This window comes from Pseudomonas fluorescens HK44 (assembly GCF_000217955.3).
GTDB classification, from domain to species: Bacteria; Pseudomonadota; Gammaproteobacteria; order Pseudomonadales; family Pseudomonadaceae; genus Aquipseudomonas; species Aquipseudomonas fluorescens_AQ.
In genome coordinates this window covers 50,240-76,854 of record NZ_AFOY02000012.1, presented here as the reverse complement: position 1 = coordinate 76,854, position 26,615 = coordinate 50,240, and the positions used below count along the sequence as shown (strand labels likewise).

Annotated in this window: 26 protein-coding genes; 12 read left to right on the top strand and 14 right to left on the bottom strand. The window is 59.7% G+C overall.

Features of this window, described 5'->3' with window-relative positions; genetic code table 11:
* Positions 1 to 118: 118 nt before the first annotated feature.
* Positions 119 to 283 (bottom strand): DUF1328 domain-containing protein, encoded by a 165-nt coding sequence (locus HK44_RS11865; protein ID WP_019694493.1) that lies wholly within the window; start codon positions 281 to 283, stop codon positions 119 to 121.
* Positions 284 to 356: 73 nt separating this feature from the next.
* A complete protein-coding gene (locus HK44_RS11860) occupies positions 357 to 644 on the bottom strand; it encodes a hypothetical protein (protein ID WP_019694492.1) in 288 nt (95 codons plus the stop codon).
* A 443-nt stretch (positions 645 to 1,087) separates the two neighbouring features.
* Here HK44_RS11860 and algB point away from each other — a divergent pair, with 443 nt between their 5' ends.
* Together algB and HK44_RS11850 are read left to right on the top strand one after the other, a co-directional pair.
* On the top strand, positions 1,088 to 2,434 hold the full coding sequence (algB, locus tag HK44_RS11855; RefSeq protein ID WP_019694491.1) for a sigma-54-dependent response regulator transcription factor AlgB: 1,347 nt from the start codon (positions 1,088 to 1,090) through the stop codon (positions 2,432 to 2,434).
* A gap of 10 nt (positions 2,435 to 2,444) precedes the next feature.
* A complete protein-coding gene (locus tag HK44_RS11850; RefSeq protein WP_019694490.1) occupies positions 2,445 to 4,235 on the top strand; it encodes an ATP-binding protein in 1,791 nt (596 codons plus the stop codon).
* 7 nt (positions 4,236 to 4,242) lie between these two features.
* Here HK44_RS11850 and HK44_RS11845 read toward each other — a convergent pair whose 3' ends face one another.
* The 7 genes from HK44_RS11845 to HK44_RS11815 all read right to left on the bottom strand — a co-directional run bounded on the left by HK44_RS11845 (position 4,243) and on the right by HK44_RS11815 (position 11,776).
* A complete protein-coding gene (locus HK44_RS11845) occupies positions 4,243 to 5,859 on the bottom strand; it encodes an EAL domain-containing protein (protein ID WP_019694489.1) in 1,617 nt (538 codons plus the stop codon).
* Between the two features lie 73 nt (positions 5,860 to 5,932).
* Positions 5,933 to 6,712 (bottom strand): N-acetylmuramoyl-L-alanine amidase, encoded by a 780-nt coding sequence (locus HK44_RS11840; RefSeq protein WP_019694488.1) that lies wholly within the window; start codon positions 6,710 to 6,712, stop codon positions 5,933 to 5,935.
* Between the two features lie 99 nt (positions 6,713 to 6,811).
* Positions 6,812 to 8,959, bottom strand: coding sequence for a GGDEF domain-containing protein (locus HK44_RS11835; RefSeq protein ID WP_019694487.1), 2,148 nt, complete (start codon positions 8,957 to 8,959; stop codon positions 6,812 to 6,814).
* Complete coding sequence (locus HK44_RS11830) at positions 8,956 to 9,834, bottom strand: endonuclease/exonuclease/phosphatase family protein (RefSeq protein ID WP_019694486.1); 879 nt, start codon at positions 9,832 to 9,834, stop codon at positions 8,956 to 8,958. The genes HK44_RS11835 and HK44_RS11830 overlap by 4 nt, the downstream gene beginning before the upstream one ends.
* 12 nt (positions 9,835 to 9,846) lie before the next feature.
* A complete protein-coding gene (locus tag HK44_RS11825) occupies positions 9,847 to 10,476 on the bottom strand; it encodes a thiol:disulfide interchange protein DsbA/DsbL (RefSeq protein ID WP_019694485.1) in 630 nt (209 codons plus the stop codon).
* Between the two features lie 357 nt (positions 10,477 to 10,833).
* Positions 10,834 to 11,439, bottom strand: a complete 606-nt coding sequence (locus HK44_RS11820) for a c-type cytochrome (RefSeq protein WP_019694484.1) — start codon at positions 11,437 to 11,439, stop codon at positions 10,834 to 10,836.
* A 46-nt stretch (positions 11,440 to 11,485) separates the two neighbouring features.
* Positions 11,486 to 11,776, bottom strand: coding sequence for a c-type cytochrome (locus HK44_RS11815; protein WP_019694483.1), 291 nt, complete (start codon positions 11,774 to 11,776; stop codon positions 11,486 to 11,488).
* A gap of 191 nt (positions 11,777 to 11,967) precedes the next feature.
* On the opposite strand from HK44_RS11815, the gene yihA reads away from it, so the two are divergent.
* Complete coding sequence (gene yihA / locus HK44_RS11810; RefSeq protein ID WP_019694482.1) at positions 11,968 to 12,612, top strand: ribosome biogenesis GTP-binding protein YihA/YsxC; 645 nt, start codon at positions 11,968 to 11,970, stop codon at positions 12,610 to 12,612.
* A 419-nt stretch (positions 12,613 to 13,031) separates the two neighbouring features.
* On the opposite strand, the gene polA is transcribed toward yihA, so the two are convergent.
* Positions 13,032 to 15,803 (bottom strand): DNA polymerase I, encoded by a 2,772-nt coding sequence (gene polA / locus HK44_RS11805; RefSeq protein WP_019694481.1) that lies wholly within the window; start codon positions 15,801 to 15,803, stop codon positions 13,032 to 13,034.
* Positions 15,804 to 15,877: 74 nt separating this feature from the next.
* Between polA and HK44_RS11800 the strand changes: the two genes are divergently transcribed.
* Both HK44_RS11800 and HK44_RS11795 read left to right on the top strand, forming a co-directional pair.
* Positions 15,878 to 16,168 (top strand): DUF2782 domain-containing protein, encoded by a 291-nt coding sequence (locus HK44_RS11800; RefSeq protein ID WP_019694480.1) that lies wholly within the window; start codon positions 15,878 to 15,880, stop codon positions 16,166 to 16,168.
* Positions 16,169 to 16,228: 60 nt separating this feature from the next.
* Entirely contained in the window at positions 16,229 to 17,179 is a 951-nt protein-coding gene (locus HK44_RS11795) for a homoserine kinase (RefSeq protein WP_019694479.1), read from the top strand.
* Between the two features lie 133 nt (positions 17,180 to 17,312).
* Here the strand turns inward: HK44_RS11795 and HK44_RS11790 are convergent, their stop codons facing one another.
* The gene (locus HK44_RS11790; RefSeq protein ID WP_019694478.1) at positions 17,313 to 18,242 is read right to left on the bottom strand and encodes a zinc ABC transporter substrate-binding protein; all 930 of its coding nucleotides are present in this window, start codon (positions 18,240 to 18,242) and stop codon (positions 17,313 to 17,315) included.
* Positions 18,243 to 18,299: 57 nt separating this feature from the next.
* Between HK44_RS11790 and HK44_RS11785 the strand changes: the two genes are divergently transcribed.
* The 7 genes from HK44_RS11785 to HK44_RS11755 all read left to right on the top strand — a co-directional run bounded on the left by HK44_RS11785 (position 18,300) and on the right by HK44_RS11755 (position 23,824).
* Positions 18,300 to 18,782, top strand: coding sequence for a Fur family transcriptional regulator (locus HK44_RS11785; RefSeq protein ID WP_019694477.1), 483 nt, complete (start codon positions 18,300 to 18,302; stop codon positions 18,780 to 18,782).
* The gene (znuC, locus tag HK44_RS11780; RefSeq protein ID WP_019694476.1) at positions 18,782 to 19,567 is read left to right on the top strand and encodes a zinc ABC transporter ATP-binding protein ZnuC; all 786 of its coding nucleotides are present in this window, start codon (positions 18,782 to 18,784) and stop codon (positions 19,565 to 19,567) included. The genes HK44_RS11785 and znuC overlap by 1 nt, the downstream gene beginning before the upstream one ends.
* Positions 19,560 to 20,348, top strand: a complete 789-nt coding sequence (gene znuB / locus HK44_RS11775) for a zinc ABC transporter permease subunit ZnuB (RefSeq protein ID WP_019694475.1) — start codon at positions 19,560 to 19,562, stop codon at positions 20,346 to 20,348. Before znuC ends, znuB begins: the two co-directional genes overlap by 8 nt.
* Positions 20,349 to 20,385: 37 nt before the next feature.
* Entirely contained in the window at positions 20,386 to 21,099 is a 714-nt protein-coding gene (locus HK44_RS11770) for a PA5502 family lipoprotein (RefSeq protein WP_019694474.1), read from the top strand.
* Between the two features lie 208 nt (positions 21,100 to 21,307).
* A complete protein-coding gene (locus tag HK44_RS11765; RefSeq protein ID WP_019694473.1) occupies positions 21,308 to 22,315 on the top strand; it encodes a methionine ABC transporter ATP-binding protein in 1,008 nt (335 codons plus the stop codon).
* Positions 22,315 to 22,989: a methionine ABC transporter permease gene (locus tag HK44_RS11760; RefSeq protein ID WP_019694472.1), complete on the top strand. Its 675-nt coding sequence runs from the start codon at positions 22,315 to 22,317 to the stop codon at positions 22,987 to 22,989. The genes HK44_RS11765 and HK44_RS11760 overlap by 1 nt, the downstream gene beginning before the upstream one ends.
* Positions 22,990 to 23,050: 61 nt before the next feature.
* Complete coding sequence (locus HK44_RS11755) at positions 23,051 to 23,824, top strand: MetQ/NlpA family ABC transporter substrate-binding protein (RefSeq protein WP_019694471.1); 774 nt, start codon at positions 23,051 to 23,053, stop codon at positions 23,822 to 23,824.
* Positions 23,825 to 24,014: 190 nt separating this feature from the next.
* Here the strand turns inward: HK44_RS11755 and HK44_RS11750 are convergent, their stop codons facing one another.
* The 3 genes from HK44_RS11750 to HK44_RS11740 are packed head-to-tail and all read right to left on the bottom strand — an operon-like array spanning position 24,015 to position 26,613.
* The gene (locus HK44_RS11750) at positions 24,015 to 24,650 is read right to left on the bottom strand and encodes an SCO family protein (protein ID WP_019694470.1); all 636 of its coding nucleotides are present in this window, start codon (positions 24,648 to 24,650) and stop codon (positions 24,015 to 24,017) included.
* Positions 24,647 to 25,546: a heme o synthase gene (gene cyoE / locus HK44_RS11745; protein WP_019694469.1), complete on the bottom strand. Its 900-nt coding sequence runs from the start codon at positions 25,544 to 25,546 to the stop codon at positions 24,647 to 24,649. The genes HK44_RS11750 and cyoE overlap by 4 nt, the downstream gene beginning before the upstream one ends.
* Positions 25,534 to 26,613, bottom strand: a complete 1,080-nt coding sequence (locus HK44_RS11740) for a COX15/CtaA family protein (RefSeq protein ID WP_019694468.1) — start codon at positions 26,611 to 26,613, stop codon at positions 25,534 to 25,536. Before HK44_RS11740 ends, cyoE begins: the two co-directional genes overlap by 13 nt.
* Positions 26,614 to 26,615 lie beyond the last annotated feature (2 nt).

Here is a 26,615-nt window from a genome sequence, read left to right as displayed (position 1 = left end):
CCCTTGGCCATGCGCGCACCCTCCTCGGGTGGGCGCAGAGGAAAGAGGTATTGCTGGCCTCCTTCGGTTTTTCAAACCCGGTACCCGTTCGGGTCTGTCTTCAAGCCAATGCCCATGATCAGCCTCGACCACGACGGCCAAAGATGAACGAAGCAACAAACATCACCAGGAACACGACAAAGAGAATCTTGGCGATACCCGTGGCGGTGCCCGCGATACCACCGAAGCCCAGTACGGCAGCGACAATGGCAATAATCAAAAATGTAATTGCCCAGCTCAACATGGTGATTCTCCTTACGCTTCTATTTAGAGGTGCAGCTATTCCCGGCACATGAACATCGCGCCAAGCCAGTGACCTAGAACACCCAACGGTCCTGACGCAGCGTCACGGCACCAGGTTCGGCCGGGTCCACACTCATCATTCTCATTGAGGCTGCATCAGCAGGCCGACTGCCCACTGCGCTGAAATGGGTTTGGGTCAAGTGATAAGTCGGCGCAATCGCTGCCTCTGGCTGCTGGCTTTGTTCCCAGCGCAAGAACTGCTGGCCGCCGATCAAGGTGATCAACAAGGCAAACACGGCAAACATTCCTTGCTGGATAGACAGTGGCGAGATACGCAATTGGGCGGCACGTTGGCGATTCATCCTGAAACTCCTCCCACACTGGTGGTTATTGGTCAGGGGGCGCGCCTTCTTGAATGCCCCCGGCTTAACCAGACCGTTGCAGCCTGCATGCCAGCTTCCGCACTGAAATAAACTCAATAAAATCAAATAGATATTTTTATTAACAAAAAGCACTCGGACGCATCCTGCACGATGGCCTGCAGAGGATCGTGCAGGATGCACGATCGATTTGCAGGAAATCGAAATTTTTTGGAATGTATGAAGGGGTACGGATGTCAGAAAAAGAGGCGGGAAAACGCCATGCCCGGCGCCGTTAAAATAAATGTGATTAAAATCATACAGTTATTAGCATTTCGAACAGACAGCTAGCCCATTCTGACTAGAAGCGCCCAGAATCAACCATGCAACTTGCCCGATTTTTCCGAGACTAAATTAAGAGCATTCATTTAAGGAGCGTAGGAAAAATGGAATCAGCCAACGAGCATCAAGGCCGCATTTTGCTGGTAGATGATGAATCCGCCATCCTGCGCACCTTTCGCTACTGCCTGGAAGACGAAGGCTATACCGTTGCCACCGCCAACAGCGCAGCCCAGGCCGACGCCTTGTTGCAACGACAAGTCTTCGATCTGTGCTTCCTTGACCTGCGTCTGGGCGAAGACAACGGTCTCGACGTCTTGGCGCAAATGCGTGTGCAGGCGCCCTGGATGCGCGTAGTGATCGTCACCGCACACTCTGCCGTGGACACCGCCGTCGATGCGATCCAGGCCGGCGCCGCCGACTACCTGGTCAAACCTTGCAGCCCCGACCAATTGCGCCTGGCCACCGCCAAACAACTGGAAGTACGCCAGCTCTCGGCACGCCTTGAAGCCCTCGAAGGTGAAGTCCGCAAGCCCAACGAAGGTCTGGATTCCCACAGTCCGGCGATGAAAGTCGTACTGGAAACCGCCCGCCAGGTCGCCAGCACCGACGCCAACGTTCTGATACTCGGCGAATCCGGTACCGGTAAAGGCGAACTGGCCCGGACCATTCACGGCTGGAGCAAACGCGCGAAAAAATCCTTCATCACCATCAACTGCCCATCCTTGACAACCGAGCTGATGGAAAGCGAACTCTTTGGCCACAGCCGCGGGGCGTTTACCGGTGCTAGCGAAAGTACCCTGGGCCGCGTCAATCAGGCCGACGCAGGCACATTGTTTCTTGATGAGATCGGCGACTTCCCGCTGACCTTGCAGCCCAAACTGCTGCGCTTCATTCAGGACAAGGAATACGAAAGGGTCGGTGACCCGGTGACCCGTCGCGCCGATGTGCGAATCCTCGCCGCCACCAACCTCAATCTTGAAGACATGGTTCGCGACGGTCGTTTCCGCGAAGACCTGCTCTACCGGCTGAACGTCATCACCTTGCACCTGCCGCCACTGCGCGAACGCGCCGAAGACATCCTGGCCCTGGCCGACCGCTTCCTGGCACGTTTCGTCAAGGAATACGCGCGACCGGCTCGTGTCTTCAGCGACGAAGCACGCGAGGCGCTGCTCGGCTATCGCTGGCCAGGCAACATTCGCGAGCTGCGTAATGTGGTCGAGCGAGCAAGCATCATTTGCCCACAGGAGCGAGTCGAGATCAGCCATTTGGGCATGGCCGAGCAAACCACCACCAACACCCCCAGAATCGGTGCGGCGCTAAGCCTGGATGAATTGGAGAAAGCCCACATCGGCGCGGTACTCGCCAGCGCCGACACCCTTGATCAAGCGGCCAAGACCCTGGGTATCGACGCCTCGACGCTGTACCGCAAACGCAAACAGTACAACCTGTGAGCAGCACCTTATGAAGCTCGCGATGAAGTTGCGCACACGGCTGTTTCTGAGTATCTCGGCACTGATCACCGTGGCGCTGCTCGGCCTGGGACTCGGGCTGGTCAGCGTGATGCAGATAGCCAGTAGCCAGGAAGCGCTGATCCGCGACAACTTCATCACCCTGGACCTGGAGCTCAAGCTGCGCCAGACCCTGGACGATCAGTTGATCAACATGCTCAGCATAAAGCCCGACCTTGAGGCACTGGAAACCTCTGAACGGCGCTACTTCGAGCTGCTGGATCAAGGCATCGAGCACGAAAACAGTTTCAATGGCGAACATCACGGTTTCAAGCAGGCCCGCACGGACTACCTGTCCTTTCTCAAAGCCTTCAGCCTCACGCAGGAACCTTCCGGCAAGCTCGCTGGCAATCGGGACCTCACCGAAAAGTTCAACGTGCTGCGCAACGGCCTGATCGCCGAACACAAACAGGCACTGGACAACATCAACGACACTCAGCGCAATGCCCACGAACATGCGCTGCTGATTGCCGGTTTGCTTGGATTGGTCGGGTTGGCAGTACTGGCTATCGGCTTCATCACCGCTCACGGCATCGCCCGGCGCATTGGTGAGCCGATCGAGGCACTGGCCAAGGCCGCGGATAACATCGGCCAGGGTAACTTCGATGTCACCCTGCCGATTTCCCCGGCGGTGGAGCTGACCCAGCTCACCCGGCGCTTCGGGATCATGGCCGAAGCCTTGCGTGAGCATCAGGCAACCAATGTCGATGAACTGCTCGCGGGTCAGCAACGCTTGCAAGCCGTGCTCGACAGCATCGATGACGGTTTGCTGATGATTGATCGTCAGGGCCAACTGGAGCACCTTAACCCGGTCGCACAGCGTCAGTTGGGCTGGGACGAAGGCCGCCTCGGCCAAGGCCTGGGCACCGCGCTCCAACGGCCGGAGCTCGATGAGCAACTACAAACGGTACTGCGCGGCGGAACACTGGAGCGTGCGCCTGAAGACCTGAGCATCGAAGTCGATGGCGAGTCGCGGCTGTTGACCTACAGCCTGACACCGGTCATTCATCCCCAGGGGCATATCCTCGGCGCCGTCATGGTGCTGCACGATGTCACCGAGCAACGGGCCTTTGAACGGGTACGCAGTGAGTTCGTACTGCGTGCCTCCCATGAGCTGCGTACGCCGGTCACCGGCATGCACATGGCCTTCGGCCTGTTCCGCGAGCGCACGCACTTTGCCGAGGACTCTCGCGAAGCCGACCTGTTGAACACGGTGAATGAGGAAATGCAGCGTTTGATGCAGTTGATCAACGACCTGCTGAATTTCTCGCGCTATCAGAATGGTCTACAAAAACTCACCCTGGCGCCGTGCAACATCGATGACCTGCTGGAGCAGGCACAGGGGCGTTTCGCCGAGCGGGCTAATGAGCAAAGCATCGAGTTGCTGGTGGAAGTGCACACACCACTCCCGCGACTGCAGGCCGATCAGGCGCAACTCGACCGGGTGCTGGACAACCTGATCGACAATGCGCTGCGCCATACCAGCCACAATGGGCAGATACGCTTGCAGGCTCGCCGGCACGGCGAACGGGTGATCGTCAGCGTTGAGGACAATGGCGAAGGCATCGCTTACGGCCAGCAGGGGCGGATTTTCGAACCCTTCGTTCAGGTTGGGCGCAAGAAGGGCGGTGCCGGGCTCGGCCTGGCACTGTGCAAGGAGATCGTGCAACTGCATGGCGGCCGCATGGGCGTGTATTCCAGACCGGGGCAAGGCACCCAGTTCTACATGGCACTGCCACTCTAACGGGCGATCACGCTTCGTCATCCAGCCGCCGTGCCGCCAACCGACGACCTCGGGTGATCAGTTCAATGAACTGCCTCGCGGTCAAGGCATGGGCGAACAACCAGCCTTGGCCGTAATTTACCCCTTCGCTCCTCAGCAACGCGGCCTGGGCTTCATGTTCGATACCTTCGGCAATCACCTTGAGCTGCAAGGCATGCGCCATGCGAATGATATGAGGCGCCACGCCGCTGCTGGCGGCGTCGTGGCCCAGCGCATCAATGAAGGCCTTGTCGATTTTCAGGTAGTCCACCGGCAGGGTTTGCAGGTAAGCCAGGCTGCAATAACCGGTGCCAAAGTCGTCGATCAACACTTGATGCCCGGCATCGCGCAAGGCTTGCAGGTTCTCCCGCGCGACCACCACATCGATCAACCCGCGCTCGGTCACCTCAAACGCGATCTGCCGCGCAGCGACCCGGTGCGTGGCCAGCAAGCGTGCCATGACCTGGCCGACCCGCGGCACCATAACGTCGCAAGCGGCCAGGTTGACCGAAATATACAACTGCGGGTTGGCGCGAAGTAACTTACCGAGCTGTTCAAGCAATCGCTGCAACACAAAGTCAGTGATCTGACGGATCTGCCCGGAGTCTTCCGCCATGGGAATGAACAGGTCCGGACTGGTCAGCGTGCCGTCCGGCCGACGCCAGCGCAATAAGGCTTCGGCACCGACACAGTGACGGCTCTTGAGATCGAAGATCGGCTGATACAGGACCTGTAACTCGCCACGCTTGAGGGCTCCCTGCAACTCACCACCCAACGATTGCCGCTGGCGAGCCAGCAGAAACACCAAACCGCCAATGCTCAAGCCCAGCACCAGGCTTGCCGGCACCAGCCACCACCACAGCGTGGGCAGGTGTGGTGCGGTTCGTGGGCTGATCAACACCAACTGATACTCGGGATTGTTGGTCGGCATGCGATAGATCAGCCGGGTTTTCGTCACCTGCAACGGTTCACTGCTGAAGGACGACCAAGGATCGCTGAGTGGCCAGGCTTGTGGCGTGCCGAGAACCGGGATCGCCCGAGTGCCATGATCGACCACTACCAACAGGCTGCTGCCGGGTGTCAGATCAACCATGTCGGTCAAATGCCCTCGGGAGGTAGCAACGCGAAAATTACCGCGTCCCAACATCAGCGCTGCACGGTCTTCATCGGGCTCGGTCGAGGTGTTGAGCCAATAACTGTAGGTCGGCCCTTTGATGTCCGGTGGTCGGATTGCCGAAAGCCCATCCTGCCGCGGTCGACTCGAGCACAATTGCGTGGCGTCGATATAGGCCGCCTCATACACGAAGCGGTAATTGAAACTGACCTGCTGCAAGGTCGCGATCATGTCCGTGTCGCAGCTACGCAACGGCTGCGCTTCCAGGTCATCCAGGCCTTCGCGCAGTTGACCGAACAGTTGCTCCAGACGCTCCAGAAAGCGTTCGCCCTGAGCGTTCATCTGTTCGCTTTCGCGTTGCTGGACCTGCCGCAACGCCACGCCCAGGCTACCGGCCAAGAGCAAAGCCGCACTCAGCGCAGCCGCTAGCATCGCCAAAGACCAAGGGCGATAGAACCAACTGCGCAGGGTCTCGCCAGCGGCTGCCATCATTGAATATCCGAAGGATTACCAATGAGTTATAGCTACTGATTTGAAAATAGCCCTGACCGTCGGGCGGGCGTCATTATTTTGTCTCGTTGAGCACTTGCAGAATCGCAGCGCTTTGCGCGTCTGGCGTACCGTCAAACCGTGAAGGTCGATAGTGCATCTGGAAAGCGGCCAGCACATGCCGGGTAGTCACATCCAGCTCACCGGTCTGCGGCGTTGCATAGCCCAAACGCGCGAGCTCTTCCTGAAACCAGGTGATGCTCGGCAGTTGTGCTTCGAATAATGCTTGCTGACGCGCTACGGCCTGGGCATCGGGCCAGACCACCAGCCCTTCGTCGGCCAGACGCTTCCACGGGAACAACGGCCCCGGGTCAAGCTTGCGCAGCGGCGCGATGTCGCTATGGCCAATGATGTTTCGCGGGCTGATGTTGTTGCGCTTGCTGATGTCCTTGATCAGGAAGATCAAAGACTGAACCTGCGCCTCGCTGTAGGGATACCAGACGCGCCCGGCAGGTGTATCGCGAAAACCCGGATTGACGATTTCGATGCCAATCGAGCTTGAGTTCAGCCAGGTCCGGCCCTGCCACTCGCTTTCCCCGGCATGCCAGGCCCGATGGCTTTCATCCACCAGCTTGAAAATAGTCGCGTTCTTGTCATCGCCAACCAGGTAATGGCTGCTGACCTCGCCATGAGTCAACAGCGCCAACGAACGCTCCTGCGAGGCAGTGGTGTAATGCACCACGATAAACTGCACGCGACCGTCGTAATTCGCCGAAGGATGGCGGGTGTCGATTCGAGGACCGCTGGCGCAACCCGCCAGGACCAGAAGTACCAAAAGCAGAGGAATCGATTTCATGATCTGGGCAATACGCTGAGATAGTAATGCAACAGTGTAACGTACTGCCTTCTTCTGGGCCGGCAAAGCCTGGCATTTAACCCGATGGATCACTTATCGTCAGCCCAGCTCCACTCGGTTTCGGCCGGCATTTTTCGCCCGGTAAAGCGCCTGATCGGCTCTTTTCAGCACAAGATCACTATGCTCTCCCGCTTTGAACGCCGTCATTCCCATGGAGACCGTGATCGTCACACGCTCACCTTTGAAATGAAACGGGCAGGCTTCAATAGCCGCGCGCAGGGTTTCTGCCAACCTGGCGCCGACCACCAAAGGGGTGTTGGGCACCAGCAAGACAAACTCCTCACCACCGAAACGGGCAATGAAGTCCGTACCGCGCAGGCGCTTGCACAGCACGCTGGCGATGATCTTCAACACTTTGTCGCCGGCCAGGTGGCCGTAGCTATCATTGATGCGCTTGAAATGATCGAGATCGAGCATCGCCAGCAACAGCGAGTTGCCGTGTTGCTGCCACTGGGCAATCTCATGCTCCAGACGCTCGCTCCAGGCTGCCCGGTTCGGTAAACCGGTCAGCGGATCGACCAAGGCTTTCTGGCGTTGCTCTTCCAGGTGTTCGCGGTAACCCTGAGCCTCCTGCTCCATGCTCGCGACTCGCTCGGCCAAACCTTGCAGGCGTGCCGCGACTTCCTGCTCACGCTCGTCGCGTTGTTTCTGGTGCTGATCCATAGTGCCAAGCAACCCTTCCAGATGGTTCTCCAGCACATGCTTGAGGCCCTCCAGATCGGCGGCATCCTGCATGCTGCTCTGCAAGCCATCGACCTGCTCACGGATCTGCGTGTCCATCTCCCTCGCCGCAGAGCGATTGTCGGCATGACCCTCGCTGGCGGCTTGCAGGTTGCTTTGAAAGGATTCCAATCGCTCATTGAGTTGCTTGAGGTAAACCTCGAACTCATGCTGACCACTGTCAGTGATCGCCAGCATCAATACCGCCAGATCATCAAGGATCGGCAGCAGTTCATACCAATTCAAGCCATTTTGCAGCCGGTCGCGCATCACCTCAGCTTGCGGTCGGTGGCGCTCGGGCAGCGACAAATCGTTCAGTAGCCCCAGCAATGTGCTCTCGATGTGCCTGGCCACCGACCTGTAGGACGGTTCCGGCGAGTCGGGCAGCACGTAAAGAACATCCTGCTCACGTTGCTCCGGGTCCGGAGCGATCAAGGTTTCTGCTATCACCGGCGGGGCAGGAACGCTATCGATTAACGGCGAAGCGTCATCCCCCGCTCGAGGGACGTCGGACGTCAGCTCGTCGGGATTGATCGCCATTGAATCAGCAGCCGTCACCGGGTCGGGTGCCGGGGGTATCTGCGGTTCTTCCGGCGTATCCACATCCGGTAGATCCTGTTCCGCTACCAGCGCTTTGGCACACTCAGCTTCGACGGCCAGCACTGGAGGAACAAAAGCCACCACCTCAGGTGATGGCCTGGTTTCTTCCAGCGACTGAGTGGCCACCGGCTCCGGCTCTACAATCACAGCGTGCGGCACTTGCATGGTGGGTGCCGGGGCTTCCTGCACAGCGGGAGTAATAACCCGGATCGGCAACGGCGCCAGAAATTTATGCGCCAGCTCGGCTGTCGCCTCTGCAGCAGGTGCCGACGCTTGCTCAACAGAACTCGAAGCAGGCGCGTGGTGTTGTAGCGCACCGGCGTCTGAAACCTGAGCATCCGTGTCTCTACCGCCAAACAAGCGCTGCAGCAAACCTGGGCGGCTTGGCTCGGCAGGGTTTTCCAGCTGGCTCAGCGCCTGACCTTGCAGTCCACTGAGCTCACCGAGCAACAGGGGAATTTCACGTGCCTGGCTGACCCGTCCGTCGAGCTTCTTGGCAAAGGTCTTGAGCGGGCGGCTGATCTCGCGCGGCAACGGCAAGGCCTGGAGCTGAATGACCAGCGCGGTCAACGCAGTGTTGATCTGATCGACCCGGGTCTCGCGTCGCTGCTCGGAGTCGAGCACCGCTTTTTCCAGGCGTGGCAGCAATGCTGCCAACCCTGCATCCATATCGTTGGTGCGGATGACTTCGCGCATTTCCTTCATGCACTGGTCAACCGCACGGTCGGTGCCCTCAGCCGCCAGCGTACTGCGCACCAAACCGCGACGCAGCAAGTCGAGGCGGGCATCCCAGCGACGCTCGAGCTTTTCCTGTTGTTCGATACTTTTGAAGTATTTCTCTTTCCAGCGCTGTGCTTCGTCGCTCATTCAGGGGTTCCGCGAAGGGCAGGACTCAACGCGGGCAATGCATCGACCGTGAGCGAACCCGGCAGACGAATCTCTACCGCGACGGGCAGGTGATCGGAAATCGGTTGCGCCAGCACTTCGACCCGTTCGAGGATCAGCGTAGGGCTGAGCAGAATATGGTCAAGACAGCGTTGCGGGCGCCAACTGGGGAAGGTCGCTTCGACTTGCGGCGCGAGCAGACCCAGGTCTCGCAGAGGAGAGGTTTGCAGCAGATCACTGGCGTGGGTGTTCATGTCACCCATCAGCACTTGATGTTTGTAGTCGCCGATCAGCTCGCGAATGTAGGCCAACTGCATCGTCCGCACGCGCGCGCCCAGCGCGAGGTGCATCATGACGACCACCAGCGCATCCGCCCCCTCGCCGAACCGCACAAGAATCGCACCACGCCCCTTGGGCCCGGGAAGTGGATGATCTTCAATCGCCCATGGGCGCAATCGACTGAGCACGCCATTGCTGTGCTGAGCGAGGCGTCCCAGGTTGCGATTGAGTTGTTGATACCAGTAGGGGAAGGCGCCGAGCTGGGCCAAGTGTTCGACTTGATTGATGTAGCCCGACCGAAGGCTGCCGCCATCGGCCTCCTGCAAAGCGACCAGATCGTAGTCGCCCAGCAGATTGCCGATTTTTTGCAGGTTATCCGCTCGCCCGGTGTGCGGCAGCAAATGCTGCCAGCTACGGGTCAGGTAATGCCGATAACGCTCGGTACTGATACCAACCTGGATGTTGAAACTGAGCAAGCGCAGACGGCTGTCTGCGGGCAAGCCCGAGGACTCCAGATGATGCTCGTTGACCTGAGGATCATGCAGACCAACGAGACGTTCAGTACCCCAGCGGCGCATGGCGGGCGCCGCTTACTTAGCGGCGCGCTCCTTGGCGATCAATTGATCGGCGACACTCAAGGTGCCTTCAGGACCACCGGCAGTGCCCAGATCGAAGCGGTATTTGCCGTTCACGACCATGGTCGGTACGCCAGAGATCTGATAGGCCTGAGCCTTTTTCTTGGCATCTTCAACTTTGCCTTTGACGGCGAACGAGTTGTAGGTGCTCAGGAACGTCTCCTTGTTGACGCCTTCGCCGGCCAGGAACTCAGCCATTTCTTCCGGGGTAGCGAGCTTCTTGCCACCGTGGATCGCTTCGAAGACGGCTTTGTGGACCTTGTGTTCCACGCCCATCGCTTCCAGGGTGATGTACAGCTGGCCGTGAACGTTCCAGATACCGCCGAACATGGCCGGAATTCGTACGAAGTTCACATCGGCAGGCAGCTTTTCAACCCAGGGATTGATGGTCGGCTCGAATGCATAGCAGTGCGGGCAGCCATACCAGAACAGTTCCACGACTTCGATCTTGCCAGGCACAGCCACCGGAACGGCGCTGCCCAATTCAACATATTGTTTACCGGCTTCAAGCGGTTCGGCAGCTTGGGCGGTCATACCAAACAGGCTGGCAGTGACGAGTGCGGCGCTGAGAATCAGATTACGCATGCTTTACTCCTGAACAAATTGGGTCGCCTCGCGCGACCTGCTTTCTGACAGATCATGGCGGGCATTAGTGCTCTAGTGTAACGGCAGCGGCCACAAAAAAGGGCGGCCTAAGCCACCCTTTTTATGTTTGCATCGAAGGATTAATCGAGCGTTAACATTGCGCAAGATCAACACCCTGCGCAACGCCCGCTCAACCGGCCTTAGGCTCTGTACGAAAACTGCCTGCGCGTCGACCAGGCAGCGTTAAAAACAGGCTCGGAATGCTCATTTAGGGGCCTAAAGTCGCGTGCGACCCCAGCCGTTCCTCACCTGTTTTTGCCTTGCCTGATCGCCGCTCGGCGAGTTTTCGTACAGGCCTTAGTGCAGGCCCTGAATGTAGCTGGACACCGCTTCGATGTCCTTGTTGCTCAATTTTGCAGCAATGCTTTGCATGATTTTCGTGTCGCCGTCATTGGTACGGTTACCTTCACGGAAATCAGTCAGCTGCTTGGCGATGTATTGAGCGTGCTGGCCGCCCAGATGCGGGAAGGCAGCAGCGGCGTTACCCGCACCGTTAGGCGAGTGGCAACCGGTGCAAGACGGCATGCCCTGGTCCAGTTTGCCGCCACGGAACAACTCTTCACCGTGAGCCACGACTTTGGGATCTGCGGCGCCGACGCTGCCTTTCTGGCTGGCGAAGTAGGCAGCGAGGTCGGCCAGGTCCTGATCGCTCAGGTTGGTCAGCAGGCCGGTCATCTCCAGAACGGTGCGCTTGCCCGACTTGATGTCGTGCAGTTGCTTGTTCAGGTAACGCTCACCCTGACCTGCCAGCTTTGGAAAGTTTGGCGCCATGCTATTGCCATCCGGGCCATGACAGGCGCCACATACTGCGGCTTTCGCCTGACCAGCAGTCGCATCGCCTGCAGCATGGGCTATGCCGGAGATCCCCAGGGTCAACAGCAGACTCACGATCAATTTGTTCATCAGCTAATCCAACTACGGCTAAGGGTTAAAGAGTTATGGACCGGGATCACTCGCTCATCCACTGGATGATTGCTCGGTAATCCTCGGCACTGCAGTCCATGCACAAACCACGCGGCGGCATCGCCTTGAAACCCTGGGTCACGTGTTGCACCAGCGTCTCCATACCTTGCGCCAGTCTCGGCGCCCAAGCTTCCTTATCGCCCTTTTGAGGCGCCGTTGGGAGTTGGCCGGAATGACAGGCTCCACAAACACGGTTGTACACAGCTTCCGGATCCTGTGTAGCCTGAGCGCTGTAAAGCGGCATCAAGACACCGGCAGCTAGCAGCCATTTCGTCATAAAACGACCTTTTCAGGGTTGAGAGCGTGGTGCGTTCTAGTGCGCAATCAAGGTCAATCGCTCTCGTGAACTTCATCCTACGCCGGGACAAAGCGCACACAAAATCTGCGGCATTATATACTGGCGTCACTGAAACGGAAACGACGCTGCTCTTTGCGACCAATCTCGGCACCGCCCACATCGGAAATCCCATGCAACTCAAGAACCCCATCCTCGGCCTGTGCCAACAGTCCACCTTCATGCTCAGCGCCGCCAAAGTCGACCAATGTCCTGACGACGAAGGCTTTGAAGTGGCCTTCGCCGGGCGTTCCAACGCCGGCAAATCCAGCGCCCTGAACACCTTGACTCACGCCAGCCTGGCGCGCACCTCGAAAACGCCAGGTCGCACGCAACTCTTGAACTTCTTCAAGCTAGACGATGAACGCCGTCTGGTCGACCTGCCGGGTTACGGTTACGCAAAAGTACCCATCCCGCTGAAGCAACACTGGCAGCGCCACCTGGAAGCCTATCTGGGCAGCCGCGAGAGCCTGAAGGGGTTGATTCTGATGATGGACATCCGTCATCCAATGACCGACTTCGACCTGCTGATGCTCGACTGGGCCGTGGCCAGCGGCATGCCGATGCACATTCTGCTGACCAAGGCCGACAAACTGACCTATGGCGCAGCGAAGAACACCTTGCTCAAAGTTCAAGCGGAAATCCGCAAAGGCTGGGGCGAAACCGTGACCATCCAGCTGTTCTCGGCGCCAAAACGCCTGGGCCTCGAAGAGGCCTACACTGTATTGGCGAACTGGATGGAGCTGGCCGACAAGGGCACCGAGACGGCCGCAGAGTAAGGCGCATGCTGTCTGCGCGGCGCTCAGGCAAGGCAAAAACAGGCGAGCAAGCGGAGTTTAGGGCCCTAAATGAGCATTGCGAGCCTGTTTTTAACGCAGCATGAGCGACGCGCAGGCAGTTTTCGGGCAAAAAAAACCCCGAATTTCGTATGGGGAGAGAGAAATTCGGGGTCTAAGTTCCGGACCGCTAGGGCGGGGTCCAGATATCTGCCAACACTTAACACAACATAGGAGCATCGAAGGGCTTCACCACCCATTCAGTAACTCTGAGTGGCGGTTCACAGATTTAGTTCCGATCAATTTCAAAACCTATTGGGAATAACCCAAAGACCTTTTCGAACTAATGGCCCTTCGCCAGCGACTTGCCGCGACACCACGCCACGGCGCTATCCCCGAAAAAAAAAGCACCTCAAACCGGCTTAATGCGCCTCATCCCAATTGTTCCCGACGCCGACTTCCACCAAAAGTGGCACATCCAGGGTCGCTGCACCGCTCATGTGTACGCGAATTTCTTCGCGAACCTGGTCGACCAGGTCTTCGCGAACCTCAAGCACCAATTCATCGTGCACCTGCAGAATTACTTTGGCGTCCAGACCTGACGTCATCAGCCAGTTATCCACCGCCACCATGGCCTTCTTGATGATATCCGCCGCAGTGCCTTGCATCGGCGCGTTGATCGCCGTGCGCTCGGCGCCTTTGCGCAGGGCCGGATTTTTCGCGTTGATGTCCGGCAGGTACAGGCGACGACCGAATATGGTTTCGACGAAACCCTGCTCAGCCGCCTGAGCGCGGGTGCGCTCCATGTACTCGAGCACACCTGGATAGCGGGCAAAATAACGGTCGATATAGGCTTGGGACTGTTTACGATCGACACCGATCTGCTTGGCCAGGCCAAATGCGCTCATGCCGTAGATCAGGCCGAAGTTAATCGCCTTGGCGCTGCGCCGCTGATCGGTGGTGACGTCCGCCAGCTCAACCCCGAATACCTCGGCAGCGGTGGCTTTGTGCACGTCCAGATCATTGCGGAAGGCGTGCAACAGTCCTTCGTCCTTGGCCAGGTGGGCCATGATCCGCAGCTCGATCTGCGAATAGTCCGCCGCCAGCAGCTTGTAGCCTTTGGGGGCAATGAACGCCTGACGAATCCGTCGACCTTCGGCGGTACGAATCGGAATGTTCTGCAGGTTTGGATCGCTGGAAGACAAGCGACCGGTCGCTGCCACTGCTTGATGGTAGGACGTATGAATCCGCCCGGTGCGCGGGTTGATCTGCTCTGGCAGACGGTCGGTGTAGGTGCTTTTCAGCTTGCTCAAGGAGCGGTACTGCATCAATACCTTGGGCAGCGGGTAATCCTGCTCGGCCAGTTCCGCCAGCACCGCTTCGGCGGTCGAAGCCTGGCCCTTGGCGGTTTTGCTGAGAATCGGCAGCCCGAGTTTTTCGTAGAGGATCACGCCCAATTGCTTCGGAGAGCCGAGGTTGAACTCCTCACCGGCAATGGCGAACGCCTCACGCTCCAGCGCGACCAGCTTATCGCCCAGTTCAACGCTCTGGATGCCCAGCAGGTTGGCGTCGACCAACGCGCCCTGGCGCTCGATACGTGCCAACACTGGCACCAGCGGCATCTCGATTTCGCTGAGGACTTTGCTCAGGCTTGGAATGGCGTCGAGTTTTTCATGCAAGGTCTGATGCAGACGCAGCGTCACGTCGGCGTCTTCGGCGGCGTATGGCCCGGCCAGCTCCAGCGAAATCTGATCGAAGGTCAGTTGCTTGACGCCCTTGCCCGCGATGTCCTGGAAGCTGGTGGTGGTGTAGCCCAAATACTTGAGCGCCAGGCTGTCCATGTCGTGACGGGTCGCGGTCGAATCCAGCACGTAGGACTCGAGCATGGTGTCGAAGGCGATGCCTTGCACCATGATGCCGCAGCTCTGATCACCACCGATGGCGCAGTTGGCCAGGATGTTCATGTCGAACTTGGCGTGCTGGCCGACCTTGAGTTTGCTCGGGTCTTCCAGAATCGGCTTCAGCGCGCGCAACACGGTGTCGCGATCCAGTTGATCCGGCACGCCCATGTAGGAATGGGTCAACGGGATGTAGGCTGCTTCGTTGGCCTTCACAGCGAACGACAGCCCGACAAGTTGCGCTTGCTGCGCATCGATGCCCGTGGTTTCGGTATCGAAGGCGAACAGCGTGGCGCTTTGCAGCTTCTTCAGCCAGACGTCGAAATCTGCCTGGGTGAGGACCGTGGTGTAGTGGGGACCATCGCTATCGGCTACGGCTTCTTCAACCGCCGCGACCACTTCCTGGCCCGCTCGCTTGGCATCACGCTGAACTTCCTCGAACCAGCTCTTGAACTCGAGCAGGGTATAGAGCTCGGCGAGCTTTTCACGGTCCGGCTCGCGCAGGTGCAAGTCGTCCAGACCAATGTCCAGCGGCACGTCGACCTTGATGGTCGCCAGTTGATAGGAGAGGAACGCCATCTCCTTGTGCTCTTCAAGCTTGGCTGGCAGCGTTTTGGCGCCACGAATCGGCAACATCGGGACGATATCGAGCTGCGCATAGAGCTCGGTCAGGCCGCCGTTCACACCCACCAGCAGGCCAGACGCCGTCTTCGGGCCAATGCCTGGCACGCCTGGAATGTTGTCGGAGGAATCGCCCATCAGGGCCAGGTAATCGATGATCTGCTCGGGAGCGACGCCGAATTTCTCCTTCACGCCAGCCACATCCATCGCGCTACCGGTCATGGTATTGACCAAGGTAATGTGCCCGTCGACCAGCTGCGCCATGTCCTTGTCGCCCGTCGAGATCACCACCGGACGGTCGGCGGCCGCACTGCTGCGGGCCAGCGTGCCGATCACGTCGTCGGCCTCAACGCCATCGACACACAGCAACGGAAAGCCCAGGGCGATCACGCTCGCATGCAATGGCTCGATCTGCACACGCATGTCATCGGGCATGCTGGGGCGATTGGCTTTGTACTCGGCGTACAGGTCATCGCGAAATGTCCCGCCCTTGGCGTCGAATACCACGGCGAACGGGCTGTCCGGGTACTGCTTGCGCAGACTCTTGAGCATGTTCAGCACGCCCTTGACCGCGCCGGTCGGCAGGCCTTTGGACGTGGTCAACGGTGGCAGCGCATGAAAGGCGCGGTACAGGTAAGAAGAACCGTCCACCAGGACGAGGGGGGCTTGGCTCATGAGCAGGATCAACCTTTTCGGCGGGTCCGGCGCTAGAATAGCGGGACCGTTGACGACAAAGGGACAAGGTTATCATGCGCTCACTCAATCGCCTGTTGCTGGCTGGCTTCTTTGCACTCACTCCCCTGGCCGTCATGGCAGCCAATGATGCACCGACGCCGGAACCGGAAGTCACCATCCACACTGAAGGCGACAAAGTCATTCAGGAGTACCGTCAGAACGGCTTTGTGTACGCGATCAAGGTCACACCGAAGGGCGGAAAACCGTACTTTCTGATACGTGCGGACGGAACGGAGGCAAACTATATCCGCTCGGATCAGCCGAATATGCTGATTCCGGCGTGGGAAATTTTTACGTGGAAGTAGTTTCTTAACTTTAATCGGCGCTGGCTCAACAGCGGCGCCCGAACTGAGCAGTTTTTAACCATGTCTGTGTTCACCCCCCTGGCTCGGCCCGAGCTGGAAACCTTTCTCGCCCCTTATGGGCTCGGCCGCCTGCTTGATTTCCAGGGGATTGCCGCGGGTAGCGAAAACACCAATTTCTTCATCAGCCTGGAGCAGGGGGAGTTTGTCCTGACCCTGGTTGAGCGCGGTCCCGTGCAGGAGATGCCGTTCTTTATCGAGCTGCTCGACGTGCTGCACGACGCCAACTTGCCGGTGCCCTATGCACTGCGGACCACCGACGGCATCGCCCTGCGCGAATTGGCCGGCAAACCTGCACTGCTGCAGCCACGGCTGGCCGGCAAGCACATCAAGGAGGCCAACGCACAGCATTGCGCGCAAGTCGGCGAATTGCTGGGGCACCTGCACCTGGCAACCAAAGATCACATGATCAAGCGCAAGACTGATCGCGGCCTCGACTGGATGCTCGAAGAAGGCACGCAGTTGCTGTCGCACCTGAATGCCGCGCAAAGCAATCTGCTGCAACGCGCCTTGAACGAAATCACTGCGCAAAAAACCAGAATTCTGGCGCTGCCTCGGGCCAACATCCACGCCGACCTGTTCCGCGACAACGCGATGTTCGAAGGCACGCACCTGACCGGGCTGATCGACTTCTACAACGCCTGCTCAGGCCCGATGCTCTACGACGTGGCAATTGCCTTGAATGACTGGTGCTCGGACGAAGACGGCGTGCTTGACGGCGCGCGGGCGAGGGCATTGCTCGGCGCTTATGCCGCGCTGCGCCCGTTCACCGCCGCCGAGGCCGAGTTGTGGCCGACCATGCTGAGGGTGGCCTGCGTGCGGTTCTGGCTGTCGCGCTTGATCGCCGCCGAATCCTTTGCCGGGCAGGACGTGCTGATTCACGATCCGATGGAGTTCCAGCAGCGCCTGGCCCAGCGTCAGCACGTCAGCACGCCGTTGCCGTTCGCCCTTTAAACCGTGGCGAGGGGGCTTGCCCCCGTTGGGTGGCGAAGCAGCCCCAAACTGGGGCTGCTCGGTTTGATCGCATGGGAGCGCTTCGCGCTCCAACGGGGGCAAGCCCCCTCGCCACAGGATCTGCGCTCGGGAGTTAAAGCGACTCCAGACACCCGGCCAAATCGTTCCCCAACTTCTCCAACACCTGCTCATAGCCACGAGCCGTCGCCGGCGTGTAGCCGCCCAACGCATCCAGCTCCGCCAGTTTCACCGGCAAACCGGCCACCAGCGTCTCGGCCAGGCGTGGGCGCAACGGCGGTTCGCTGAACACGCAGGTCTTGCCGACTTCCTGCAAGCGCGAGCGCATCGTCGCAACGTGCTGGGCGCCTGGCTGAACTTCTGCGGCGACGCTGAACACACCGGTGTGCTTGAGGCCGTAGGCGTCTTCGAAGTAATCGAACGCTTCATGGAACACGAAGTAAGGCTTGCCCGCGATGCCCGCCAAGCGCGCTTTCAAGCGCAGATCCAGCGCGTCCAGGCGCTCACCGAACGCCTTGAGGTTGCTCTGATAGCGCGGCGCATTGGCTGGATCCGCAGCACTCAAGTCAGTGGCGATTTTTGCCGCGATCACTCGTGCATTGACCGGTGACAGCCACAGGTGAGCATCGAGACTGCCAGGGCGGTGGTCGTGATCGTGCTCGTCGGCCTCTTCTGCGTGAGAGTGGCTGTCTTCGGCGAAGCGCCGCAGTTTCAAACCCGGCAGCTCCTGCACGGCAACCGACGGCAGGCTACGACCTTTGAGCACGCGCGGAAGGAAACCCTCCATGTCCGGGCCGATCCAGTAGAGCAGCTCCACCGACTGCACCTTCCGTACGTCGGAAGGACGCAAGGCATAGTTATGCGGCGACGCACCCGGCGGCAGCAATACCTCGGGAACCCCGACGCCATCCTGCACCGCAGCAGCAATCAGCTGCAGCGGCTTGATGCTGGTCAGTACGTTCACTTCGGCATGAGCGGCGCTGATCGCAAAAAAACCGGCAGTAAATGTGACAAAAATGGCAAAAAGTCTGGGCACGATGACCACTCAAGTAGGCGAGAACGGGTAACATAATAACGTCTCTCACAAAACTCGTCGCCGCTCATGCCTAAAACACCGCTAGCCAGCCGTCCCCACGACCACTCTCACTGCGTGCACAGCGCATTGTCCGAGGCCGATGTCATTTGCGCACGTCAGGGCTTGCGCCTGACCGCGCTGCGTCGGCGGGTGCTGGAATTGGTCTGGCAAAGCCACAAGCCGCTGGGCGCCTACGACATTCTGGCGGTACTCAGCGAGCAGGATGGCCGCCGCGCCGCGCCGCCGACTGTTTACCGTGCGCTGGATTTCCTGCAGGATAACGGCCTGGTCCACCGCATTTCCTCGCTCAACGCCTTCGTGGGCTGCAATCATCCGGGGCACGCTCACCAGGGCCAGTTCCTGATTTGCCGCGAATGCCATGCGGCCATCGAGCTCGAGCAAAAATCCATCAGCGACACCATCATCCACAGCGCCGGCGAAGTCGGGTTTGTGGTCGAAGGCCAGACCGTCGAAGTGGTCGGTCTTTGCTCGGGTTGCCAGGGGGCTTGATGAGCACTGCGTTAATCCGCCTCAATCAGGTTGCGGTGACCTTCGCCGGGCAAAGCGTGCTGGACAACATCGAACTGAGCGTCGAGCCAAGGCAGATCGTCACCCTGATCGGCCCCAACGGCGCCGGCAAGACCACGCTGGTCCGCGCCGTACTCGGCCTGCTCAAGCCCGACAGTGGCAGCGTCTGGCGCAAGCCGAAACTGCGGGTCGGCTACATGCCGCAGAAACTGCACGTTGACCCGACCTTGCCGCTCTCGGTACTGCGCTTCTTGCGCCTGGTGCCCGGCGTGGACCGGACGCGCGCGTTGGCGGCACTCAAGGAGGTCGGTGCCGAACAGGTGATCGACAGCCCGGTGCAGAGCGTTTCCGGCGGTGAAATGCAGCGCGTATTACTGGCCCGCGCCCTGTTGCGCGAGCCCGAGCTGCTGGTGCTCGACGAGCCCGTGCAAGGCGTCGATGTGGCCGGACAAGCCGAGCTCTACAGCTTGATCACCCGCCTGCGCGACCGCCACGGTTGCGGGGTGTTGATGGTTTCCCACGATCTGCATCTGGTGATGAGCACGACCGATCAGGTGGTCTGCCTCAATCGCCACGTCTGCTGCTCCGGGCATCCCGAGCAGGTCAGCGGCGACCCGGCGTTCGTCGAGCTGTTCGGCAAGAACGCGCAGAGCCTGGCGGTTTATCACCACCATCACGACCACGCCCACGACTTGCATGGCTCGGTCGTCAACGCGGCACCGGCCGTTCACACCCACGTTCATGGAGATGGCTGCAAGCATGGCTGATTTTCTGTTGTACGCCCTGCTCGCAGGCCTGGCCCTGGCCGCCGTCGCAGGTCCGCTGGGATCGTTCGTGGTCTGGCGGCGCATGGCCTATTTCGGCGACACCCTGTCCCACGCGGCGTTGCTCGGCGTGGCGTTGGGCTTTCTGCTGGATGTCAGCCCGACCATCGCGGTGACGGTCGGCTGTCTGTTGCTGGCCGTGTTGCTGGTGACCTTGCAACAGCGCCAGCCGCTGGCCTCCGACACCTTGTTGGGGATTCTTGCGCCGAGCACGCTCTCTCTGGGCCTGGTGGTACTAAGCTTCATGCATGAAGTGCGGATCGACCTGATGGCCTACCTGTTCGGCGACTTGTTGGCGATTAGCCCGACCGATCTTTCGTGGATTCTCGGTGGCAGTGCGGCAGTGATGCTGCTGTTGGTGGCGCTATGGCGGCCATTGCTGGCGATTACCGTGCACGAAGAACTGGCCACGGTTGAAGGCCTGCCGGTAGCAGCATTGCGCATGACCTTGATGCTGCTGATTGCGGTGGTGATCGCGGTGGCGATGAAAATCGTCGGCGTGCTGTTGATTACTTCCTTGCTGATCATCCCGGCGGCTGCGGCACAACGTCACGCACGCTCTCCAGAGCAGATGGCCTTAGGCGCGAGTTTGCTCGGTATACTCGCGGTCTGCGGTGGCCTGGCGCTGTCGTGGTTCAAGGACACGCCGGCCGGCCCATCGATTGTGGTGGCCGCTGCCGCGCTGTTTCTGCTGAGTTTTGTCCTGCCCCGTCGAGGGGTGTAGACTTGCTCGTTTTTTGCGCAATCAGAGAGTCGCAGGAATGAAGCCGTTCGCCTCCCGTTATCTGCTCCTTGTTGCATTTTCGCTGCTACTTGGCGCCTGCCAAAGCACGCCGCCAGCCCCTGAAGTTCCTGACGCACGGGCTACGGCGATCGCGCAGCTGGAGCAAAGCCTGGCCAGCAGTGAGTTGGCCACCGCTGAGGATCAATTGGCCGCCTTGCAGGCCGAATCGCCCAACGATCAGTCGCTGGAGCAATATCAACGGCAACTCGCTGAAGCCTATTTGCAACGCAGCCAGATCGTTCTGCAAAAAGGCGACGTGAATGCCGCCGCCACGGCCCTGAGCCGAGCCCGTGCGTTGATGCCCAAAGCCCCGGCGCTGACCGGTGGCGTCAACAACGCCATTAGTCACGCGCGCAAAGCCGAACTGGACCAGGCCGAGGCAGCCCTCAAAGCCGCCGAAGCCAAGCGTGTCGCCAAGATCATCGACCCAACGGCCGAGAGCACCACCGTTGCGCTGAACATCGCCGATAGCAAGCAATTGCGTCGGCAACTCGATGCGATTGCCAGCGATGTGGTGAGTTATGAGTGCGACGTCAGCATTCAGGCGCCGCGCACCGAAGATTACCCGTGGCTGGCCACGCTGCTGACCAAACGGGTGAAGAAGCTGGACGCCGACTTCGACCTGAAGATCGAACGGCAGATTCTGCGCAATGTTCCGGCACAGATGGTTCTGACGCCGCATAAACCGTAAAAGAGAAGATCGCAGTCTTCGCAGCGCCTACATCGGACTGTAAGAGCTGTTGGAGGCTGCGATCTTTTGTTCTTCCTGGCTTATCGCGTTATTTCCAAATGACTGGGTGAATGCGAAATAAATGCTAAGAACCTCTATACGGACAGGCTAAAATGCCCGCCCGGCTAACCGCTGACCCTTTTCCAACGCGCCCCACAAGGTTCGCTACGTGATCGAGTTTCAAAACGTCCATAAAACTTACCGCGTTGCCGGTAAGGATATTCCCGCGCTGCACCCCACCAATCTGTCGATTGAGAACGGTCAGGTGTTTGGCCTGATCGGTCACTCCGGCGCGGGAAAAAGCACCCTGTTGCGTCTGATCAACCGCCTGGAAAACTCCAGCGGCGGCAAGATCATCGTCGATGGCGAAGAAGTCACCGCGCTGGACGCCAATGCGCTGCGCCGCTTCCGTCAGCAAGTCGGGATGATCTTCCAGCACTTCAACCTGCTGGCCTCCAAGACGGTTGCCGACAACGTCGCGCTGCCGTTGACCCTGGCCGGTGAATTGTCGCGCAGCGAGATCGACCTGCGAGTGGCCGAGTTGCTGGCGCGTGTCGGCCTGGCCGACCACGCAAAAAAGTACCCGGCGCAGCTGTCCGGTGGCCAGAAGCAGCGCGTCGGCATCGCCCGCGCCCTGGCGACCAAGCCGAAAATCCTGCTGTGTGACGAAGCCACCAGCGCCCTCGATCCGCAAACCACCGCGTCGGTCCTGCAACTGTTGGCCGAGATCAACCGTGAGCTGAACCTGACCATCGTGCTGATCACCCATGAAATGGACGTGATTCGCCGGGTCTGCGACCAGGTCGCGGTGATGGACGCTGGCGTGATCGTCGAGCAAGGTCCGGTGGCCGACGTGTTCTTGCACCCCAAGCACCCGACCACCAAGCGTTTCGTGCAGGAAGACGAGCAAATCGACGAAAGCGAACAGCGCGACGACTTCGCTCACGTGCCGGGCCGTATCGTGCGCCTGACCTTCCAGGGCGACGCCACCTACGCGCCGTTGCTGGGCACCGTCGCCCGCGAAACGGGAGTGGACTACAGCATCCTCGCCGGTCGTATCGACCGCATCAAAGACGTCCCCTACGGGCAATTGACCCTGGCGGTCACCGGCGGCGACATGGACGCGGCGTTTGCCCGCTTCACCGCGGCTGACGTCCACATGGAGGTGCTGCGTTAATGGAAGCCCTGATGAGTTTCTTCGCCAATATCGACTGGTTCGAAATCTGGCTGGCCACCGGCGACACCTTGCTGATGCTTGGCGGTTCGCTGTTGTTCACCGTACTGCTCGGCCTGCCGCTGGGCGTGTTGCTGTTTCTGTGCAGCCCGCGCCAGTTGCTCGAAGCCAAAGGCGTTTACGCGCTGCTGTCGCTGATCGTGAATATCCTGCGTTCGCTGCCGTTCATCATTCTGCTGATCGTGATGATCCCGTTCACCGTACTGATCACCGGCACCTCGCTGGGCGTCGGCGGTGCGATTCCGCCGCTGGTAGTCGGCGCTACGCCGTTCTTCGCCCGTCTGGTGGAAACCGCACTGCGTGAAGTCGATCGCGGCATCATCGAAGCGACCCAGGCCATGGGCGCGACGACCCGCCAGATCATCGTCAACGCGCTGCTGCCGGAAGCCCGCCCGGGCATTTTCGCTGCGATCACGGTGACCGCGATTACGCTGGTGTCCTACACGGCGATGGCCGGTGTGGTCGGTGCCGGTGGTTTGGGTGACCTGGCCATTCGCTTCGGTTACCAACGCTTCCAGACTGACGTGATGGTGGTGACCGTGGTGTTGCTGCTGGTGTTGGTCCAGGTTCTGCAAACCGTCGGCGATAAGCTGGTGGTGCACTTTTCCCGAAAATAAATGCAATCGCCGGCCACGGCTGGCAGGCGCTCGAATGGGCGCCTCACAAGGAGTTTGCTGGATGAAAAAACTACTCGCCGCGTTCGCTGCCGTTGCAGCGTTCTCCGCTCAGGCCGCTGAAACCCTGACCGTCGCTGCCACCCCGGTTCCGCACGCGGAAATCCTCGAGTTCGTGAAGCCGGCACTGGCCAAAGAAGGCGTCGACCTCAAGGTCAAGGTGTTCACCGACTACGTGCAGCCGAACGTACAGGTTGCCGAGAAACGCCTGGACGCCAACTTCTTCCAGCACCAGCCGTACCTCGATGAGTTCAACAAGGCCAAGGGCACACACCTGGTGAGCGTTGCCGGTGTACACCTGGAGCCGCTGGGCGCGTACTCCAACAAGTACAAGACCCTTGCCGAACTGCCAGGCAGCGCCAACGTGGTGATCCCGAACGATGCCACCAACGGCGGCCGTGCGCTGTTGCTGCTGGAAAAGGCCGGCCTGATCAAGTTGAAGGATTCGAACAACATCCTGTCGACCGTCAAGGACATCACCGAGAACACCAAAGGCCTGAAATTCCGTGAACTGGAAGCTGCGACCATCCCGCGCGTGCTGACCCAGGTCGACCTGGCGCTGATCAACACCAACTACGCGCTGGAAGCCAAGCTCGATCCGTCCAAGGACGCGCTGTTCATCGAAGGCAAGGACTCGCCTTACGTGAATATCCTGGTCGCCCGCGAAGACGACAAGGACAGCGACGCGATGAAAAAACTGGTTGCTGCGCTGCACAGCCCGGAAGTGAAGGCATTCATTCTGGAGAAGTACAAAGGCGCGGTATTGCCGGCGTTCTGATCTGCTGATGTAAAACAAAACGGGGACACAATCACTGTGTCCCCGTTTTTTTATGCCTGAAACACTGACCTTGTGGGAGCGAGCCCGCTCCGGGCGGCGTTCCGACGATAGCGGACTGACATTCAAGATCGATGTTGGCAGTGATGGCCCCATCGCGAGCAGGCTCGCTCCCACATTAGGATTTGCAGTGTTATTGACGCTTGAGCATCACCGGCAACTGGGCCACCAGTTTCGTGTTGTTCAACGGTGCACGAATGAACCCGCGCTGTGTGCCGTCCGGCCCGATCACTGCCAGGTTGCCGCTGTGGTCGACGGTGTAGTTGGGTTTGCTGGTGTCCGCCGGAATGAACGGAATGCTCACCGCATTGGCGACTTTTTGCAGGTCTTCGACCGAAGCCGGCGTCAGGCCGACAAACTGCGGGTCGAAGTAGCCCAGGTACTGCTTGAGCTGCTTGGGGGTGTCGCGGTTCGGGTCGACGCTGACCAGAATGATCTGCAACTTGTCGACCGCGTCCGCTGGCAACTCACTCTTGATCTGCCGCAGTTGCGCCAGGGTGGTCGGGCAGATGTCCGGGCAGAAGGTGTAACCAAAGAACAGCAGGCTCCACTTACCTTTCAAGGCGTTGATCGTGACTGGTTGGCCGTCCTGGTTGGTCATCTGCACATCCGGCAGGTTGCGGCTTTGCGGCAACAGGATGATCCCGGCGTCGATCAGCGCAGTCGGATCGCCCTGGCCTTTGCCAGACAGTACTTTGTTGACGGTAAGCCCCAGGACCAGCGCGATCAGGGCAACAAGAATGAAGACGGTTTTCTGGGTTCGGGTCATAGGTTCAACAATAAGTAGTGGTCTACGAGCAGGGCGATAAACAGCAGGAACAAGTAATAAATAGAGTACTTGAAGGTGTTGATCGCCGCGTGCGGCTGAGTGCCACGGTACAGCACCACGGCCCATTGCAGAAACCTCGCACCCAGTCCCAGGGCGCAAACCAGGTACAGCAAGCCGCTCATGTGAATGACATAGGGCATCAAGCTCACGGCCAGCAGGGCAAAGGTGTAAAGCAGGATGTGGATCTTGGTGTAATGCTCGCCGTGGGTCACCGGCAGCATGGGGATATCGGCCTTGGCGTACTCCTCCTTGCGATGAATCGCCAGCGCCCAGAAGTGTGGCGGGGTCCAGGCAAAGATAATCAGCACCAGCAGCAGCGGTTCGGCGCTGACATGCCCGGTGGCGGCGACCCAGCCCAACAGTGGCGGTGCGGCACCGGCCAGCCCGCCAATAACGATATTCTGCGGCGTCGCCCGCTTGAGAAAACCGGTGTAGACCACCGCATAGCCCAGCAGCGAGGCGAGGGTCAGCCACGCTGTCAGCGGGTTGGTAAAGGCCAGTAACAAGGCTTGCCCGGCCACCGCCAGCAGCAGTGCGAAGGTCAATGCGGCGATCGGTGAAACCCGGCCTTCGGCCAATGGCCGCTTGTGCGTGCGCGCCATCACCGCGTCGATGCGCCGGTCCACCACATGATTGACCGCCGCCGCGCCGCCCGCGCACAGGCCGATCCCCAAGTTGCCAAACACCAGCACCGTCCACGGCACCCCGGCACGCGTGGCGAGGAACATACCGACCAGCGACGTGATCAGCATCAACACCACGACTTTCGGCTTGGTCAGCTCCAGATAGTCGCGCCAGATCGCTTGGCTGCGACGTTCGCCGATCAGAGTCGCCATGGCATTTCTCCTTTTATTGTTATCGGCCCGGCCGTGTGTTTACGCGGGCTGAAGCGCCAGCGCCCGGGTGCCTGCTGCCTGACTCGAACCAGGCTGGTTCGTGCGTGATAGTTGACCAGCACCATCGTCAGCAACAGCGCCGCACCGCCCGCGTTATGGGCAACGGCCACCGGCAACGGCAGGTGAAACAACACATTGCTGATGCCCAGGGTGATCTGCACCGCCAACGCCCCCAGCACCAACCCGGCGAGTCGGGTCATGCCGACGACCTTGAGCTGCCAGGCCAGCCCCAGCAGCACCAATGTGACCAGCAAAGCGCCAATGCGGTGAGTCAGGTGAATCGCCGTGCGCGCATCGCTGTCGAGTTGCCCGCCGAGGTAGTTGGGGCCGATGTGTTGAGTCAGGTGAAAGCCATTGGCGAAATCAGCCGGTGGCAACCATTGGCCGTGACAAGTGGGGAAGTCGATACAGGCCACGGCTGCGTAGTTGGCGCTGACCCAGCCGCCGAGAGCGATTTGCCCGATCACCAGCAACAACCCGGCCGTCGCCCAATACTGCAAGCGTCGCGGCACGATCAGCGCCGGTAACACGCCAGACAAGCGCAAGGTCAGCAGAAACAGCAGGCTCAAGGTCGCAAAGCCACCGAGCAAATGCCCCGTCACCACCTGCGGCCAAAGCTTGAGGGTGACCGTCCACATGCCAAAGGCCGCTTGGGCAAACACCACCGCCAGCAAGAACAACGGCAGCTTCAGGGGTTGGTCCAGATGATGGCGATGAGTCCAGGCACGCGCCGCCAGCAACACAATCAGCAAACCAAGCGTGCCGGCGAAATAGCGGTGAATCATCTCGTTCCAGCCCTTGTGGGCAACCACCGGGGTGTCCGGAAAATGCAGCTCGGCATGGGCCAGTTGGGCTTCACTCTTCGGCACGCTGATAAACCCGTAGCAACCCGGCCAGTCCGGGCAACCAAGGCCGGCGTGGGTCAGCCGGGTATAGGCCCCCAGCAAGACGACAATCAGTGCCAACAAGGTGGCAAACAGCGCGAGGCGAAATCCAGGTTTGGCCATGA

Coding starts and splice junctions, on each gene's coding strand:
- HK44_RS11865 (WP_019694493.1), bottom strand. CDS start 283: ATGTTGAGCTGGGCAATTACATTTTTGATTATTGCCATTGTCGCTGCC.
- HK44_RS11860 (WP_019694492.1), bottom strand. CDS start 644: ATGAATCGCCAACGTGCCGCCCAATTGCGTATCTCGCCACTGTCTATC.
- algB (WP_019694491.1), top strand. CDS start 1,088: ATGGAATCAGCCAACGAGCATCAAGGCCGCATTTTGCTGGTAGATGAT.
- HK44_RS11850 (WP_019694490.1), top strand. CDS start 2,445: ATGAAGCTCGCGATGAAGTTGCGCACACGGCTGTTTCTGAGTATCTCG.
- HK44_RS11845 (WP_019694489.1), bottom strand. CDS start 5,859: ATGATGGCAGCCGCTGGCGAGACCCTGCGCAGTTGGTTCTATCGCCCT.
- HK44_RS11840 (WP_019694488.1), bottom strand. CDS start 6,712: ATGAAATCGATTCCTCTGCTTTTGGTACTTCTGGTCCTGGCGGGTTGC.
- HK44_RS11835 (WP_019694487.1), bottom strand. CDS start 8,959: ATGAGCGACGAAGCACAGCGCTGGAAAGAGAAATACTTCAAAAGTATC.
- HK44_RS11830 (WP_019694486.1), bottom strand. CDS start 9,834: ATGCGCCGCTGGGGTACTGAACGTCTCGTTGGTCTGCATGATCCTCAG.
- HK44_RS11825 (WP_019694485.1), bottom strand. CDS start 10,476: ATGCGTAATCTGATTCTCAGCGCCGCACTCGTCACTGCCAGCCTGTTT.
- HK44_RS11820 (WP_019694484.1), bottom strand. CDS start 11,439: ATGAACAAATTGATCGTGAGTCTGCTGTTGACCCTGGGGATCTCCGGC.
- HK44_RS11815 (WP_019694483.1), bottom strand. CDS start 11,776: ATGACGAAATGGCTGCTAGCTGCCGGTGTCTTGATGCCGCTTTACAGC.
- yihA (WP_019694482.1), top strand. CDS start 11,968: ATGCAACTCAAGAACCCCATCCTCGGCCTGTGCCAACAGTCCACCTTC.
- polA (WP_019694481.1), bottom strand. CDS start 15,803: ATGAGCCAAGCCCCCCTCGTCCTGGTGGACGGTTCTTCTTACCTGTAC.
- HK44_RS11800 (WP_019694480.1), top strand. CDS start 15,878: ATGCGCTCACTCAATCGCCTGTTGCTGGCTGGCTTCTTTGCACTCACT.
- HK44_RS11795 (WP_019694479.1), top strand. CDS start 16,229: ATGTCTGTGTTCACCCCCCTGGCTCGGCCCGAGCTGGAAACCTTTCTC.
- HK44_RS11785 (WP_019694477.1), top strand. CDS start 18,300: ATGCCTAAAACACCGCTAGCCAGCCGTCCCCACGACCACTCTCACTGC.
- znuC (WP_019694476.1), top strand. CDS start 18,782: ATGAGCACTGCGTTAATCCGCCTCAATCAGGTTGCGGTGACCTTCGCC.
- znuB (WP_019694475.1), top strand. CDS start 19,560: ATGGCTGATTTTCTGTTGTACGCCCTGCTCGCAGGCCTGGCCCTGGCC.
- HK44_RS11770 (WP_019694474.1), top strand. CDS start 20,386: ATGAAGCCGTTCGCCTCCCGTTATCTGCTCCTTGTTGCATTTTCGCTG.
- HK44_RS11760 (WP_019694472.1), top strand. CDS start 22,315: ATGGAAGCCCTGATGAGTTTCTTCGCCAATATCGACTGGTTCGAAATC.
- HK44_RS11755 (WP_019694471.1), top strand. CDS start 23,051: ATGAAAAAACTACTCGCCGCGTTCGCTGCCGTTGCAGCGTTCTCCGCT.
- HK44_RS11750 (WP_019694470.1), bottom strand. CDS start 24,650: ATGACCCGAACCCAGAAAACCGTCTTCATTCTTGTTGCCCTGATCGCG.
- cyoE (WP_019694469.1), bottom strand. CDS start 25,546: ATGGCGACTCTGATCGGCGAACGTCGCAGCCAAGCGATCTGGCGCGAC.
- HK44_RS11740 (WP_019694468.1), bottom strand. CDS start 26,613: ATGGCCAAACCTGGATTTCGCCTCGCGCTGTTTGCCACCTTGTTGGCA.